At 56.8% G+C, this 15,798-nt stretch carries 16 protein-coding genes; 7 read left to right on the top strand and 9 right to left on the bottom strand.

From position 1 onward, the window contains the following. Positions 1-31: 31 nt before the first annotated feature. Entirely contained in the window at positions 32-1,138 is a 1,107-nt protein-coding gene (locus KHO07_RS08860; protein ID WP_212626949.1) for a polyamine ABC transporter substrate-binding protein, read from the bottom strand. A 217-nt stretch (positions 1,139-1,355) separates the two neighbouring features. On the opposite strand from KHO07_RS08860, the gene KHO07_RS08855 reads away from it, so the two are divergent. Both KHO07_RS08855 and KHO07_RS08850 read left to right on the top strand, forming a co-directional pair. Beyond that, positions 1,356-2,138: an enoyl-CoA hydratase-related protein gene (locus KHO07_RS08855; protein ID WP_212626948.1), complete on the top strand. Its 783-nt coding sequence runs from the start codon at positions 1,356-1,358 to the stop codon at positions 2,136-2,138. Beyond that, positions 2,135-3,316, top strand: a complete 1,182-nt coding sequence (locus tag KHO07_RS08850; protein ID WP_212626947.1) for an acetyl-CoA C-acyltransferase family protein — start codon at positions 2,135-2,137, stop codon at positions 3,314-3,316. Before KHO07_RS08855 ends, KHO07_RS08850 begins: the two co-directional genes overlap by 4 nt. Positions 3,317-3,436: 120 nt before the next feature. Here KHO07_RS08850 and KHO07_RS08845 read toward each other — a convergent pair whose 3' ends face one another. Together KHO07_RS08845 and KHO07_RS08840 are read right to left on the bottom strand one after the other, a co-directional pair. Further along, positions 3,437-4,309, bottom strand: a complete 873-nt coding sequence (locus KHO07_RS08845; RefSeq protein ID WP_212626946.1) for a queuosine precursor transporter — start codon at positions 4,307-4,309, stop codon at positions 3,437-3,439. Beyond that, a complete protein-coding gene (locus tag KHO07_RS08840) occupies positions 4,302-4,898 on the bottom strand; it encodes a helix-turn-helix transcriptional regulator (protein WP_212626945.1) in 597 nt (198 codons plus the stop codon). Before KHO07_RS08840 ends, KHO07_RS08845 begins: the two co-directional genes overlap by 8 nt. 384 nt (positions 4,899-5,282) lie before the next feature. Between KHO07_RS08840 and KHO07_RS08835 the strand changes: the two genes are divergently transcribed. Together KHO07_RS08835 and KHO07_RS08830 are read left to right on the top strand one after the other, a co-directional pair. After that, positions 5,283-5,645 (top strand): DUF6124 family protein, encoded by a 363-nt coding sequence (locus KHO07_RS08835; protein WP_212626944.1) that lies wholly within the window; start codon positions 5,283-5,285, stop codon positions 5,643-5,645. Between the two features lie 37 nt (positions 5,646-5,682). Beyond that, on the top strand, positions 5,683-5,937 hold the full coding sequence (locus KHO07_RS08830; RefSeq protein WP_212626943.1) for a hypothetical protein: 255 nt from the start codon (positions 5,683-5,685) through the stop codon (positions 5,935-5,937). A 166-nt stretch (positions 5,938-6,103) separates the two neighbouring features. Here KHO07_RS08830 and KHO07_RS08825 read toward each other — a convergent pair whose 3' ends face one another. Continuing rightward, positions 6,104-6,955: a hypothetical protein gene (locus KHO07_RS08825; RefSeq protein ID WP_212626942.1), complete on the bottom strand. Its 852-nt coding sequence runs from the start codon at positions 6,953-6,955 to the stop codon at positions 6,104-6,106. Between the two features lie 53 nt (positions 6,956-7,008). Then, a complete protein-coding gene (locus KHO07_RS08820) occupies positions 7,009-7,722 on the bottom strand; it encodes a hypothetical protein (protein ID WP_212626941.1) in 714 nt (237 codons plus the stop codon). Positions 7,723-7,998: 276 nt separating this feature from the next. Here KHO07_RS08820 and KHO07_RS08815 point away from each other — a divergent pair, with 276 nt between their 5' ends. Both KHO07_RS08815 and KHO07_RS08810 read left to right on the top strand, forming a co-directional pair. Further along, positions 7,999-9,120, top strand: coding sequence for an HlyD family secretion protein (locus KHO07_RS08815; RefSeq protein WP_150735384.1), 1,122 nt, complete (start codon positions 7,999-8,001; stop codon positions 9,118-9,120). Beyond that, complete coding sequence (locus KHO07_RS08810) at positions 9,117-10,709, top strand: DHA2 family efflux MFS transporter permease subunit (RefSeq protein ID WP_212626940.1); 1,593 nt, start codon at positions 9,117-9,119, stop codon at positions 10,707-10,709. Before KHO07_RS08815 ends, KHO07_RS08810 begins: the two co-directional genes overlap by 4 nt. Positions 10,710-10,733: 24 nt before the next feature. Here KHO07_RS08810 and KHO07_RS08805 read toward each other — a convergent pair whose 3' ends face one another. From KHO07_RS08805 to KHO07_RS08790, 4 genes are all read right to left on the bottom strand, one after another. After that, entirely contained in the window at positions 10,734-11,174 is a 441-nt protein-coding gene (locus KHO07_RS08805; RefSeq protein WP_150735382.1) for a carboxymuconolactone decarboxylase family protein, read from the bottom strand. A gap of 183 nt (positions 11,175-11,357) precedes the next feature. Then, positions 11,358-12,800: a mechanosensitive ion channel family protein gene (locus KHO07_RS08800; protein WP_212626939.1), complete on the bottom strand. Its 1,443-nt coding sequence runs from the start codon at positions 12,798-12,800 to the stop codon at positions 11,358-11,360. 191 nt (positions 12,801-12,991) lie between these two features. Beyond that, positions 12,992-13,615, bottom strand: a complete 624-nt coding sequence (ycaC, locus tag KHO07_RS08795; RefSeq protein WP_150735380.1) for an isochorismate family cysteine hydrolase YcaC — start codon at positions 13,613-13,615, stop codon at positions 12,992-12,994. Positions 13,616-13,876: 261 nt separating this feature from the next. Further along, a complete protein-coding gene (locus tag KHO07_RS08790; protein ID WP_212626938.1) occupies positions 13,877-14,743 on the bottom strand; it encodes a pirin family protein in 867 nt (288 codons plus the stop codon). A 104-nt stretch (positions 14,744-14,847) separates the two neighbouring features. Here KHO07_RS08790 and KHO07_RS08785 point away from each other — a divergent pair, with 104 nt between their 5' ends. Next, the gene (locus KHO07_RS08785; RefSeq protein ID WP_150735378.1) at positions 14,848-15,756 is read left to right on the top strand and encodes a LysR substrate-binding domain-containing protein; all 909 of its coding nucleotides are present in this window, start codon (positions 14,848-14,850) and stop codon (positions 15,754-15,756) included. Positions 15,757-15,798: the final 42 nt, after the last annotated feature.

Here is a 15,798-nt window from a genome sequence, read left to right as displayed (position 1 = left end):
CTCTAACCGAATTGACTAACGTTCGAACAAATCAGATGCCGCTCTTGACGGTGCTCCAGACCCGGGTCATGGCCCGCATGTCCTTGGCGTCCTGGGTCTTCTGCGGAAACAGGCGTTCGCGGGTTTCGGCATCGGGATAGATCGCCGGGTTGTTGCGCACGTCGGCATTCAACAAGGGCGTGGCCGCCGCGTTGCTGTTGGCGTAATGGATGTAGTCGGTGACGTCCGCCATCACCTGCGGCTGCATCAGGTATTCAAGAAACGTGTGGGCGTTGGCGACGTGGGGCGCATCGGCCGGGATGTACAGGTTGTCGAACCAGATCAACGAGCCTTCCTTGGGAATGAAGTACGACAGGTTGATGTTCAACTTGGCCTCTTCGGCGCGGGCCATGGCCGTGGCGTAATCGCCGGACCAGGTCATGGCCATGCACACATCGCCGTTGGGCAGGCTGGTCAGGTAATTGACCGAATCGAATTTTCGAATGTAGGGCCGCACCGACAACAGCAGCTCCTGCGCGGCTTTCAGATCATCCGGCTTGGCGCTGCGAGGATCGCGGCCCAGGTACTTGAGCGCCAGCGGAATCACTTCGGTCGGCGCATCGACCAGGGTCACGCCGCAGTCGGCAAAGCGCGACACGATCTTCGGATCGAAAATCATTGCCAGCGAACCGATCGGCGCATCCGGCATGCGTTCCTTGATCTTGTCAACGTTGTAGGTGATGCCGTTGCTGCCCCAGGTGTAGGGCGCGGAGTAAGCGGTGCCGGGGTCGAAACCTTGCAGATCCTGGAGGATTTTCGGATCAAGGTTGGTCCAGCTTGGCAGCAGTTTCTTGTCCAGCGGCTGGAACACTTTGGCCTGGATCAGCGGCGGTGCGAGGGAAGCATTGAGCACGATCAGGTCGTAGCCGGAGTGCCCGGTGAGCAATTTGGCCTGCACGGTTTCATACGCATCAAAGGTGTCGTAGATGACTTTGATGCCGGTGGCCTTTTCGAAATCGGCGAGGGTTTTCTCGCCGATGTAATCCGCCCAGTTATAAAGCCGCAACGTGTTGCTGTCGTTTACCTCAGCGGCGTAGGCGTTCAGGGTCAGCGGTACAAAAAACAGACTGGAAATCACCTTAAGCAGTGTCTTGCCCATAGCAAATGCACCTTATCAAGCGAGTTCGGCTCTGGATGAGCGGATGTATCTACTATTGGTGGATTCAAGGGTCGGCACCATACCCCGAATGGGTGTGAGCGCCCGAATGGCCGGCGACATGGCAAAAAGCATCAGCCCGGTTGACCCGTTTTGGCATAGCGGCGGGGTTTGCCTGACGCTTAAAGTGCTCGTTGAACCGATTCGGCAAGAGCGCGCCATGACTGACCTGATCAAACAAGAACACCGCGATGGCGTGCTGACGCTGACCATCGACCGCCCGGACAAGCTCAATGCGCTGACCAACAGCATGTACACGCGGCTGGCCGACCTGGTGTTTGCCGCCGGGGAAGACGACGCCGTGCGGGTGATCATCGTGACCGGTGGCCCGACCTGCTTTACCAGTGGCAACGACCTGGTGGACTTTCTGCAAGCGCCACCGACGCACCTGGACAGCCCGGCCTTCCGCCTGATGCGCGCCGTGACTTACCTGCAAAAGCCGTTGATTGCAGCGGTTTGCGGAGCGGCCATCGGCATCGGCACCACCCTGCTGTTGCATTGCGATCAGGTGCTGGTTACCCGCAACGCCAAGCTGCGCACGCCGTTCGTCAATCTGGGCCTGTGCCCCGAGTTTGGCGCCAGTCTGCTGCTGCCTCGCCTGCTGGGTCAGGCCCGTGCGGCGCGCTTGCTGCTGTTGGGTGACAGCCTCGATGGCAGCGAGGCGGTGGCTTGGGGCCTGGCCAATGAAGCCTTCGATGACGGCGAACAATGCCTGGCCGCGGCCGCCAAAATCGCCCAGCGCTTTGCGGCGATGCCCCAACAAGCCTTGCGCCAATCCCGACAATTGATGAAGCAACCAGGCATGGAAGAGCTGCAAGCCACCCTGCGCGAAGAAAACACGCTGTTCATCCAGCGCCTCAACAGCGATGAGGCAAAAACAGCCTTGAACGCCCTGCTCAATCGCAGTACAGATAAGAATCCACCGAAAGGAGCCCAGTCATGAACACCCCGGAAATCTACGTAGTCAGCGCCGCCCGTACCGCCATCGGTACCTTCGGCGGTTCGCTCAAGGACGTGCCGTTGGCGGACCTGGCGACCACCGCCGTGAAAGCCGCCCTGGAGCGGGCCGCCGTGGACCCGGCGCTCGTCGGCCATCTGGTGATGGGCAACGTGATCCCGACTGAAACCCGTGATGCCTACATTTCCCGGGTTGCCGCGATGAACGCCGGCATCCCCAAGGAAACCCCGGCCTACAACGTCAACCGCCTGTGCGGTTCGGGCCTGCAAGCGATCATCAATGCTGCGCAGACCTTGCTGCTGGGCGACGCCGAAATCGTCGTCGGCGCCGGTGCCGAATCCATGAGCCGCGGCCCGTACCTGATGCCGTCCGCCCGCTGGGGTTCGCGCATGGGCAACGCCCAAGTGATCGACTACATGCTCGGCATCCTGCATGACCCGTTCCATGGCATCCACATGGGCATCACCGCCGAGAACGTCGCCGCGCGCAACGGCATCACCCGTGAAATGCAGGACTCACTGGCCTTTGAAGACCAGAAACGCGCCGCCCATGCGATCGCCAACGGCTACTTCAGCGAACAAATCGCTACCGTGGAAATCCAGGATCGCAAGGGCACCAAACTGTTCAACGTCGACGAGCATCCGCGCGCCACGTCCCTGGAACAACTGGCCGGCATGAAGCCTGCGTTCAAGAAAGACGGTTCGGTCACCGCCGGCAACGCCTCGGGCCTGAACGACGGTGCCGCCGCACTGGTCATGGCCACCGGCACCGCGGTCCAGGTCAACAACCTGCAACCACTCGCCCGCCTGGTCAGCTACGCCCACGCTGGCGTCGAGCCGGAACTGATGGGCCTTGGTCCGATTCCGGCCACGCGCCTGGCACTCAAGCGCGCCGGCCTGACCGTCGCCGACCTGGACGTGATCGAAGCCAACATCGCCTTCGCCGCCCAAGCCTGCGCCGTCAGCCAGGAACTCGACCTCGACCCGGCCAAGGTCAACCCGAACGGCTCGGGCATCGCCCTGGGTCACCCGGTCGGCGCCACCGGCGCAATCATCGCCACCAAAGCCATCCACGAACTGCACCGCACCGGCGGCCGCTACGCGCTGGTGACCATGTGCATCGGTGGTGGTCAGGGGATTGCGGCGATTTTTGAACGGGTTTAAAGGAAATGAACAGGGCCGCTGATCGAGCAGATCAGTGGCCCTTTCTTTTCTGAATGAAAACGGCCAAATACGGTTTTTTGCACACGACTGCGTGCACTGGACAACTCAATTCAAAAGAACCTACGCCACCGGTTGCCCAAACACATACTTCTTAAATAAGGATCTCGCCCCATACGCGGGCAATACATTAAAAACAGCAAAACACATTTTTATAGCTATCTGGACATAGACTATATTCAGTATATCTCTCGCTTCCATTGTGCCGTAGAACGCAACAAAGCAAAAAATAAAACTATCAATGATTACCGCGAAGAAGGTACTGAAAAATACTCGAAGAAATAGAAATCTCGAGTTTGTTAGCTCTTTTATCTTGCATAAAAGATAAGAATTTATATTTTCAGAACAAAGAAAAGAAATAGATGATGCTATCAACACCGACGAAACATGGCTAACCACCTCACCATAATAAAAACCCAACTCCCACCCAGGCATTCCTGGGAGATAATTACTCGAGCCCAGTAAAAAAATTATCATTCCATTGCCAACAAAAGAAAACAAGATAGCTTTCCTCGCCAGCCCAAGCCCATAAAATTCATTTAACATATCTACAATCAAAAACGTTAGAGGATAAAGAAACACTCCTGGAGTAACAACCACATCAAGCCACGCTACATAAACCAGCTTCGCAGCGGAGAAATTTGCAAAAGTATAAAGAGCAAAAAGTAGCAAATTGAGTACAACATAGATTATCCAAGCTCCCTCGTGACGATCAGAAAGCTCGTACGCTGTCACCGCTGTTCCGCGAGAGTAAAACTTTCTGTAAACATCCTTTATTTCCGGCTTAGTTAAATCATCCAGCATTTCGCTTTTTAATAGCTCATCCAGCCTCACCTTAACAACTTTCCCGGTAGAAATAATCATGACCACCGCAAGACCTTTACCACTTTCAAACCCCAACAACTTGTATTTATTGTTTTCGGCGCCACTAACCATTAAACCTTTCCTCAATCACTTCTCCTACAACAAAGATTAGATCCGGGTGTGAATATTCCTCATCAGCCACAAACAATCTCTTTGTTTTCTTATCGTATATCAGCTTCTCTCTACCGATATTCGATAGTCCCTTTCTCACTATCAGCAAATCACCTGATTCATAGGCACCCGCAATTTCGTTTTCCAAAAGCACACCAACCAAGTTGCAAGCCGTCCCAAAGTAATAAGTTAAAGGAAAAATAGTTGACAACTCGCCAATTCGTTTTTCCAAATTTTGAACCAACAGACTTTCTTTAATGATAGGAACAGCTGCAGGATTCATATTTCCCAGCAAAGAAATGCTACTCTCTATTAGTTCTTTCTCCTCAAAGTCAACACTCTCCAACTCTTTATACGAAACCCCGAAAAAATCGGAAATTTTTCGAACCGTAGACTGCTGGACATTCACAACCCTACCTTCAAGAATGTTATATATCGTAGTTCTAGTCAAACCACTCGCATTGCAAACAGACAGCTGAGTCTCCCCGCGACTCTTTATCAAATATTTAATATTACCCTTCAGAATTTCTGCCTTCTCTTTTTTATACATTATTTATTTACCGAATTTTAGATCCCCAAACACACTTAAGCTCGACACCACACTTCAAAAGCACCTTTTACTTATAGCCATCATTCACTCCAACCATGCTGAAAATAAGCAAAAAATAGTTAAGCCATGTTTCAAACTCCACATTTTCGGAATTTTCTTACAGAAACAAGGAAAATTAAACCGTCTATCCTTCCAAGCTTTGAACATCTAAAAAAACACGACCCCACCTCAAATTAATCATTTAATTACTCAAATGTTCAATAGTTTGATCAACAACACAAAAACTTCCAACTAACTCTTTACCACTCCAACAACTTCAGTAAAGTAAACAGCAAGTCCCACCCGGAGGGACTGACACTTCTTAAATTCGCAAGGAGCTCCGACATGAAAAATACCGCCCCCAAAGCTGCCTTAGAGGCCATTGATCGTTCCAGACTCTCCGGCCTCACCTCCCCTCTCGTCAAAGCACGCGTGAACAGTCCAACCCGGGCCAATCCTGAAAGCCATGTCTTTACAGTTGTTTCGGATATCGACACGGAGTGCTTGCTCTGTCACGCCTGTGAAACTCTCGCTTCAATCAATGTCCTCACCACCGATCTCGCGTGCAAAATGGAGGGCTCGCGCCAGAATGTAGTTTTGGCCGTTCAGCAGCTGGCCGTGCTCGGCGAACTGTTGGTCAACCGCGCACTGGATAACATAGCGCCGCTTGTAGACATGCCCGAGGCGGCATCAACTACCCAATCCTGAGCAATCGTGTTCTGTTTCCCAAAGGAGGTTTTCTGTCATGGATCGATACATGGCTGTTACTGGAGTCGACTGCACTATCGCGTCGTTGCTGATCGACACTGAAGCACCGCTGGACGTACTGCACGAAACCGCGGCTTACCGAATCCGCACCGCGACCCAACTGCTGGAGAGTTTTGCATCCAATGAAGGCGTTCACAGCGAATTGGCACGGGTGCTGGTAACGTCCCTCCGCGATGGTTGCGATTTGATGGACGTTGTTGGACGGCGGTTGCAGGCGCAGCTTTCGGCTTAAAGCGCACTCAAAAAGAAGGGCGCCGTCAGGCGCCCACTCTGATCAAATATCAAAAGATCGCCGCCTGCGGCAGCTCCCCGGCCAGGTAGACGTTGAATTTGCAGCGCACGCTATACCTGAGCTGCCAATGGCTGCGATCAAAGGTTTCGCCTGCACAGTGGCATTGTCACAAGGCTCTGAGCATATGCTGGATAGCTTTGTGGCCGGACTTTGGCGCATCGTTAAAAAAGTCCGCGATTCGCGCCGCAAACTTTTGTGCATCCTGGAAGGATTCATTCATGGTTAAAGCAGTGTCATTGATCGACAACATCACAAACGCTCGTTGACCACTTCCCACAAAACCGATGGATGCATGATCATCACCGTGATTCAAAACAACTACAAATGAATCCCTGTTGATGGGACATTTTTCAACTTCCCACTCCGGGGGGTCTTCTCCGTGGAAAGCCTGAGCAAGCCTGGATACAAACGAAGCCCTGCGTGAGGCTTCACCCTGCAATTGCTGCTTAGCCAGCGACAGCACATGAGTCCAGGCATCAACGTCAAACGTAGAATGACTTTTACACTGGTAACACTCACGGGCAGAATCATTGAGGACATATTGCGCGTCGGCGGTCATGCAAGTGCCAAAGGATCCGGAAGAGTTCATCTCCTCTTTATATTTGCTCAGGAACCTCTTGACCGTAGCGCCCGCAGGACCGCTTACCAAACAAGCCTCATCGGCCCCCGTAGGTAAATCAAAACAAAGGTCATCCAGGGCTGCTGGCGCTGCGGCTCGGTCAAATGCGGAACCGTCATTCACCCAGGTGCTGGATGCACGCTCTAAATGCGGATCTTCAAACTGCTCCAGCAAAAAAACGAGGCGGTCTCGCTGAATCGGATCGGCCATGATTTCTTCAATCAACAAGACTGATGCGTCGTAACCGCTTTGAGAATCCAGATCAGCACTGAACCCCTTCAGCTCGCGAAGCGCATGGGCAAGTTCTGCCATTGAAAGTCGAGGTCTGGCGTCAGTCATAAAACTCACTCTACCTTTCGATATTCAGTAGCGCAAAGCATAGCCATGCCCGTCTACCTTCGAGGGTCATAGAGAGCAGAAAAAGCCTGTGCCTGCGCTCCATTGAAATGAAAATACTCATCGGTTCGCCCCCGGCGCCACACGGTGGTGATGCTCCCGTTGCGGGGTGACAGCCGGTTCATCTTGCAGCTGGACTCGTAGAAATCGATCAGTTTTCTTCCTCCTCTTGGATCCGCATGCAACAACAACTCCCCGTCATCACCTTCATCCAAAGCCGCCTGAATCGTGCAATCAATCAGAGCCTTTGCAACCCCACGTACAGCGGGCTGCCCCAAAAGCTGCTCATAAGCTTCCGACGGTGCGTCAGAAAGGTACCAAGTGAACGCACGTTGTCGTTCAACGCCCTGAATGTTGCAATGCAGTTTTGGAACGATCGAGAGCATCCCAATAGGAAATTTTTGCTGCCCCTTGGAAACTACCACACACAATGCCTTGCCTTTCTCAGAGGCGTTACCTGGCATACGAGTGAGGTAATTATGGATGGCCACAAGTTTGAGATACGTGGGCCAGCGCCATCCGACATCCGCTCTGACTTTTCTGTTCGTTGCACCTTCATGTGAGTAGTGGCTGTTGACTATGGGTTGGACGTTTTCGTGCCATTGCTCTGCCAATGCTTTCGTCATCGGCACCACGGAGACTTTCACCTGAAAAAGGTTACCGTTCGCGTCGCAGGCAGGTAATGAGGAAATGGGCCGCTGTAGCGGCATAAGCGAGCTTCCTTGCAAATTTTGGTTACCAGGTTTGATAGCCGTGACCAGCTGCTTATCAAGCTAGCATAGGGGTCGGTACATTGTGCCCGGCTGCTTCTTTCATAATGTTTCTGGTGTTTTAAGGGGCGCAGCCGACCACGGGCGGCTCCTCGCCTCACCCTCCTTTCCCCCGGAACCACCCGACCACCGGCAGCGAAAAGCAATTGCAACGATATATTACCTACGTCATATTACAAGCATCATAAACATCACCGCTCCGACAGGTAGTCCTCAATGACCAGCATGCCCACGATTGAATCCGACCTGGCTGCTCCGGTGTCCACCACCCCACCACCTCGACTCAAACGCATGTTGCTGCTGACAGCAGGCTTCGCGGCATTGGTGCTGGCGGGTGTTTACGCCGCACATTGGTGGACGGCTGGCCGGTTTATTGAGGAAACCGACGATGCCTACATCGGAGGCGACGTGACGGTGATCGGGTCGAAGGTTGCCGGTTACATCGATGAAGTGCTGGTGACCGACAATCAGAAGGTCAAGGCTGGCGACGTGCTGATCCGCCTCGATTCCCGTGATTACCGCGCCAACCTGGCCAAGGCCGAAGGCGCGGTGGCCGCCGAAGAAGCGCTGCTCGCCAACCTCGACGCCACCGAACAACTGCAACAGGCGGTGATCGGCCAGGCCCGCGCCGGCATCGATGCGGCCGGCGCCGAAACCTCTCGCTCAAGGGATGACGATGCGCGCTACAAAAAACTGGTCAGCTCCAATGCCGTCTCGGTGGAAAGCGCGCAACGGGCCAACGCAACCTTCAAGACTGCACAGGCGCAGAGCAATCGCGCCCAGGCGGAATTGCTGGCGGCGCAACGGCAATTGAACGTCATTGCCACCCAGAAACAACAAGCCCGCGCCGCGTTGATTCAAGCGAAGGCCGAGCGTGACCTGGCACAGTTGAACGTCGGCTACACCGAGCTGCGCGCCCCGGTGGATGGCGTGATCGGCAACCGTCGCGCGCGGGTTGGCGCCTACGCCCAGGCCGGTTCGCAATTGCTGTCGGTGGTGCCATCCAGTGGTTTGTGGGTCGATGCCAACTTCAAGGAAGACCAACTGGCGCGCATGGAGCCGGGCCAGCGCGTGGTCATTCACGCTGACGTGCTATCGGGCCAGGCATTTCATGGCCACCTCGACAGCCTCGCGCCGGCCAGCGGTTCGCAGTTCAGCGTGCTGCCACCGGAGAACGCCACCGGCAACTTCACCAAAATCGTCCAGCGGGTGCCGGTGCGGATTCACCTTGACCCAGCCGACAGCGTCCTCGGCCATCTGCGTCCCGGGCTGTCGGTGACCGCCGAAGTGGACACGCGCAAGGCGCCTGACGCACCCGCCGTAGCCAGCACACCATGAGCCGCGCCCTCACCGCCCCGGCGCAACCGTTCGATGCCGCCAACATGGCGACGGCCACCAAAGTCTTCGCTTTCGCCAGCATGTGCATCGGCATGTTCATTGCGCTGCTGGACATCCAGATTGTCTCGGCATCGCTGCGCGACATTGGCGGCGGGCTGTCCGCCGGCACCGACGAAACCGCCTGGGTGCAGACCAGTTACCTGATCGCTGAAATCATCGTGATCCCGCTGTCCGGCTGGCTTTCACGGGTGTTCTCCACACGCTGGCTGTTCTGCGCTTCCGCCGTGGGTTTTACCCTGACCAGCCTGCTCTGCGGCGCGGCCTGGAACATCCAGAGCATGATCGCCTTCCGCGCGCTGCAAGGGTTTCTCGGCGGTTCGATGATCCCGCTGGTGTTCACCACAGCGTTCGTGTTTTTCAGCGGCAAGCAACGGGTCATCGCCGCCGCGACCATCGGCGCCGTGGCTTCGCTGGCACCGACACTGGGGCCGGTGATTGGTGGCTGGATCACCGACATCTCGTCCTGGCACTGGTTGTTCTACATCAACCTTATCCCCGGCATTTTCGTCGCGGTGGCCGTACCGATGCTGGTGAAGATCGATCAACCGGAACTCCCGCTACTCAAAGGCGCCGACTATATAAGCATGGTGTTTCTGGCGCTGTTTCTCGGCTGCCTGGAATACACCCTCGAAGAAGGCCCGCGCTGGAACTGGTTCAGCGACAGCACAATCCTCACCACGGCCTGGATCAGCGGCCTGTCGGGGCTGGCGTTTATCGGCCGGACACTGCACGTGGCCAATCCGATTGTCGATCTGCGCGCCCTGAAGGATCGCAACTTCGCCCTCGGCTGTTTCTTTTCGTTCGTCACCGGCATCGGCCTGTTCGCCACGATTTACCTGACACCGTTGTTTCTAGGTCGGGTACGCGGCTATGGCGCGCTGGACATTGGCCTGGCGGTTTTCTCCACAGGTGTGTTCCAGATCATGGCGATTCCGCTGTACGCCTTTCTGGCCAACCGCATCGATCTGCGCTGGATCATGATGACCGGCCTCGGCCTGTTCGCGTTATCAATGTGGGATTTCAGCCCGATCACCCATGACTGGGGGGCCAAGGAATTGATGCTGCCGCAAGCCTTGCGCGGGATTGCCCAACAACTGGCGGTGCCGCCAGCGGTGACGTTGACCCTGGGTGGGTTGGCGCCGGCGCGTCTCAAACATGCGTCGGGATTGTTCAACCTGATGCGCAACCTGGGTGGTGCGATTGGCATCGCCGCGTGCGCGACCATTCTCAATGACCGCACCAACCTGCATTTCACGAGGTTGGCGGAAAACCTCAACAGCACCAACGAAGCGCTGAACCAGTGGCTGTCCCAGGTCGGTAACCATTTCGCCGCCCTGGGTCAGAGCGGCGATGTCGGGGTGACGGCCAGCCTGCACCAACTCTGGCTGCTGACCTACCGCGAAGCGCAGACGCAAACCTATGGCGATGCGTTTCTGATGATCATGGTCTGCTTCATCATCGCCACGGCCATGGTGCCCTTGATGCGCAAGGTGCAACCACCGGCCGCGCCGAGTGCCGATGCGCATTGAGGCATCGGCACCGTCCCTGAAGAATCAGGCCTGAGGGGTTTTGCGGAAACCTACCGCCAGACGGTTCCAGCTGTTGATGGCGTTGATGGCAACCGTCAGGTCGACCATTTCCTTGGGGCTGAACTGAGCCGCGACCACGTCGTAGTCTTCATCCGGGGCATGGGTCAGGCTGAGCTGGGTCAGGGACTCGGTCCACAACAAAGCGGCGCGTTCGCGCTCGGTGAAGAACGGCGCTTCACGCCAGGCTGTCACGGCAAACAGGCGGCGCGTAGTTTCGCCGCCCTTGATCGCGTCGGTGGTGTGCATGTCGATGCAGAAGGCACAGCCGTTGATTTGCGAGGCGCGCAGCTTGACCAGTTCAATCAGGTGCTTTTCCAGCGGCAGCTTGGAGACAGCGGTCTCCAGGGCGATCATGGCTTTGAGGGCGTCAGGGCTGGCGGTGTAGAAATCGATACGCGGTTGCATGGCGTGTTCCAGGGCAAGAGGGTGTGGAACTACGTTAGTACCGAGAGGGATGTGTACAAATAGCCAATATTCAAGAAGTCGAGGAGGCCACTGGCGTATGAAGAATTCAATGGACCGCACGCCACTGCAGGAGCGAACCTGCTCGCGATTCGCGAAGCGGCCATTGAACGCCAAGTCTGCCATTCACGCCCGCTTGAGCAACCACTGCAAAAACCCTTTCTTGCGCACCACCACCGGTTCTTCCTGAATCAGCGCCTGCACTTTGTGCAAGCGGAAATCCAGCAGGGTTTTCATCGCGTCGTTGATGTCGTGACGGGCAGCCAGGCACGGTTTGAGGTAGTCCTTTTCAATGCGGTAAAGCGCACAAAAGGTCTTCGCGGCAAATTCGGCGGCCGACGAACTGTCGGTGAGGATGCCGGCCTCGCCGATCACTTCCCCAGGCCCCATGCGCCCGGTCTCGATGAGCGCGCCGTGGACGTTCAACGTCACCGACACCACGCCGGATTCGATGATGAACAAGTGATCACTGACCTCCCCCGCCGCCAGGATTGTTTCGCCCGCGCGGAAGGTTTGCAGGGTCATGTTCTGGCTGAAGGTTTCTTTCTCTTCCTCGCGCAAGGTGGAGAAAATCGGCGAGCTGTCGAGCAATGCCCGTGGCCGTGGAGAGTCGCTCTCCAGATTGGGCTCAACGCTCGACAGCAAATTGATCCCCGAGGCCTGCAAATGCCGATACGCCAGGTCGAACAGTTGATTGCGCACCGTGCGCTTTTCGCTCATCGAAGCGACGAAGCCGCTGATTTCATATTCCGCGCCAGCAGCACTGGAGCTTTTGAGCGCCACTTTCGGCCCGGGCGCACTCAATAGAATGCGGCAGCCTTGCATGGCCCGCTCAAGGGCGTCGATTACGGTTTGCGGACGAATATGGGGGCTGACCTGCAGACTGATGGAAACGCCGAACATGTCGCTGGGCCGACTGAAGTTGGTGATCTTGGCCTTGGCCGCCAGCGAGTTGGGAATCACGATCATGCTGCCCTGGGACGTCTGCAGTCGCGTGGCGCGCCAATCGATATCTATCACCCGGCCTTCGGTGCCGTCGATGGCGATCCAGTCATCCAGTTGGTAGGGTTTGGTGGTGTTCAGGACGATCCCGGAAAACACGTCGCTGAGGGTGCTTTGCAAGGCCAGGCCGACAATGATCGCCAAGGCGCCTGATGTGGCCAGCACGCCTTTGACGGGCAGGTCGAGGACGTAGGCCAGCGCGGCAATCACCGCGATCAGGAAAATCAGCGCGCCGAGCAGGTCCTGGAGCAAGCGTCCGGTGTGCCCGACCCGCTGCATCATCACCGCGCCGATCAGCACCGTCAGCGTGCGCGCGGCAAACAACCACCAGGCGATCTGCAAACCAGTGGCCGCCAGGTGCAGCGGTACGTTGTCCACCCACGGCGCCGGCACCATCGGGTTCAGGCCTTCGTTGAACAGCAGCACGCTGTACAGCGAAAAAATCACCACCCGCAGCATCAGTTTCCAGCTGTAGTGGTTGGCGTCGATCAAGCGCCACATGGCCATGTCGATCAGGATCAGGGCCAAGGCGCAGATCAGCGGGTGTTCAGCGATCAACGACAGCATCAAGCAACTCCAGAGAGGACAATGAACGAACGATCTCACACATTGGCCACAGTGTAGGAGCAATTGATGTCGTCAGAGCAACACAAAACACGGCGGGAGCGAGTCTGCTCGCAATGACGACAGAACAGACACCTTTGCAGTGACTGTCCGGCCGCCATCGCGAGCAGGCTCGCTCCCACTTTTGATCGGTGTTACTTGCTGGTCAGCGTGCTGTAGCTGGTCATCAAGTTGCGGTAATCCGGGATGTGGTTGGAGAACAGCGTGCCCAACCCTTCCACATCATTGCGCCAGTCGCGGTGCAGTTCACAGGCCAGACCGAACCAGGTCATCAATTGTGCACCCGCGGCGGACATGCGATTCCACGCCGACTCGCGGGTCAGTTCATTGAAGGTGCCGGATGCATCGGTGACCACGAACACATCAAAACCTTCGGCCAGGGCCGACAGAGCCGGGAACGCCACGCAGACTTCAGTTACCACGCCGGCAATGATCAGTTGCTTCTTGCCGGTGGCCTTGATCGCCTTGACGAAATCCTCGTTGTCCCAGGCGTTGATCTGGCCTGGACGGGCGATGTACGGCGCGTCCGGAAACTGGGCCTTGAGCTCTGGCACCAGCGGGCCGTTCGGGCCGGTTTCGAAACTGGTGGTGAGAATGGTCGGCAGTTTGAAATAGGTGGCCAGGTCGGCCAGAGCGAGCACGTTGTTCTTGAAGCGGTCCGGATCGATGTCGCGTACCAGCGAAAGCAGGCCGGTCTGATGATCCACCAGCAGAACGGCGGCGTTGTCTTTATCGAGACGCTTGTAGGAAGTAGTCATTTCAGTAGTCCTCGCATGTTATCGATGCCGAATGGAAATCGGCGTGGGGTGACCGGTTAGCGCTGGGAATCCAGCACCTCGTGTTCGTTCGCCACTTGCTGAGCCTTGAGATAGGGGTCGATGGTCGGCTTCTGACCGTTGAAGTTGGCTGCATTTACAGTGTTCATGAGCGTTTCCTCTTTCTTTTGGGCAACAGCCATCCCTGGCCTGAAAACCGGCCTACTCATCCTGGGTAGAGTCGGGTTGTAGAAGTGCTACGGATTAACCGTGCATCTGGCCAAAGCGGCCGGACTGGAAGTCGGCGAACGCCTGGTGGATTTCCTGCTCGGTGTTCATCACGAACGGGCCGTGACCAACGATGGGTTCGTCGATCGGCTCACCACTGAGCAACAGCACCACCGCGTCGCTATTGGCCTCAAGGCTCAACTGATCGCCATTGCGTTCGAACAGCGCCAGTTGCCCTTCACGCACCCGCTCCAGTCCATTGACCTGAACCGTGCCGCGCAGCACCACCAATGCCGTGTTGCGACCTTCGTGCAAGTCCAGGGTCAGCAACTTGCCACCGTTGAGGCGCAGGTCCCAGACGTCGATGGGGGTGAAGGTGCGCGACGGACCAGTGTGGCCGTCAAACTCCCCGGCGATCAAACGCAGGCTGCCGGCGTTGTCCTTCAGGGCGATGCTCGGGATATCGCCATCAAGGATGGTCTGGTAACCGGGCGCGGCCATTTTGTCCTTGGCTGGCAGGTTGACCCACAATTGCACCATCTCGAGGGAGCCGCCGGTTTTGGCGAAATCACTGGAGTGGAACTCTTCATGCAGGATCCCGGAAGCGGCGGTCATCCATTGCACGTCGCCGGGGCCGATCTTGCCGCCGCTGCCGGTGGAGTCGCGGTGTTCCACCTCACCCTTGTAAACGATAGTCACGGTTTCGAAACCGCGATGCGGATGCTGACCAACGCCACGCCGCTCGGTGGTCGGGGTGAATTCAGCGGGACCGGCGTGATCGAGCAACAGGAACGGGCTGATGTGTTTGCCCAGGTTGTCGTAGGAAAACAGCGTGCGGACTGGAAAACCGTCGCCGACCCAATGGGCTCGTGGGCTGGTGTAGATACCGATGATGTTTTTCATGGTGTCTCCTGATGAGGTGAGTGAAGCCATGGACAAAGCTTAAATCCGTGACCTTTACTGCGCTAGACTGCAAAAATCAGTCTTAGCGTTCTACCTGGAGAACGATGGTGGAAGATCTCAACACCCTCTACTACTTCACCCAAGTGGTGGAACACCACGGTTTCGCAGCGGCCGGACGGGCATTGGACATGCCCAAGTCCAAGCTCAGCCGCCGCATCGCCGAGCTCGAAGAGCGCCTTGGCGTGCGCCTGCTGCACCGCACCAGCCGCCATTGTTCGTTGACCGAAATCGGCCAGGCCTATTACCAGCGCTGCCTGGCCATGCGCGTCGAAGCGGAAAGCGCCGCCGAACTGATCGAGCGCAACCGTTCCGAGCCCCAGGGACTGGTGCGCGTCAGTTGCCCTACGGCGCTGCTCAACTCGTGGGTCGGGCCAATGCTCACCCGCTATCTGCTCAAGTACCCGTTGGTGGAGTTGTTCATCGAGAGCACCAACCGCCGGGTCGACCTGATCCACGAAGGTTTTGATATCGCCCTGCGGGTGCGTTTTCCGCCGCTGGAAAACACCGATATGGTGATGAAGGTGCTGGGCAACAGTACCCAGAGCGTGGTCGGCAGCCCGGCGTTCGCCGAGCGCCTGTCGACCCCGCCGTCACCGGCCGACCTCAGCGGCTTGCCGAGCCTGCACTGGGGCGCGGCGCAACGTGAATATCAGTGGGAACTGTTTGGCGCCGATGGCAACAGCGCAATGATCCGACACGCCCCGAGGATGGTCACCGATGATCTGTTGGCCCTGCGCCACGCGGCGGTCGCCGGCATCGGCATCGTGCACCTGCCCAGTGTGGTGGTGCGGGATGAAATCGCCGCCGGCCAGCTAATTGAACTGGTACCGGGTTGGGCACCGAAAAGCGGTGTCATTCATGCAATTTTCCCTTCGCGTCGGGGATTGCTGCCGTCGGTACGCACACTGATTGATTTTCTTGGAGAGGAATTCAGCCGCAGCGACATCGCCTGAGGCATGTGACACGCGGGGCCAGGGGCATCACACCGAATCGGG

The sequence above is a fragment of the Pseudomonas sp. PP3 genome, from assembly GCF_905336995.1.
Classification (GTDB): Bacteria; Pseudomonadota; Gammaproteobacteria; order Pseudomonadales; family Pseudomonadaceae; genus Aquipseudomonas; species Aquipseudomonas reinekei.
The sequence above is the reverse complement of the archived record's forward strand: the minus strand, read 5'-3'. Positions and strand labels throughout refer to the sequence as shown.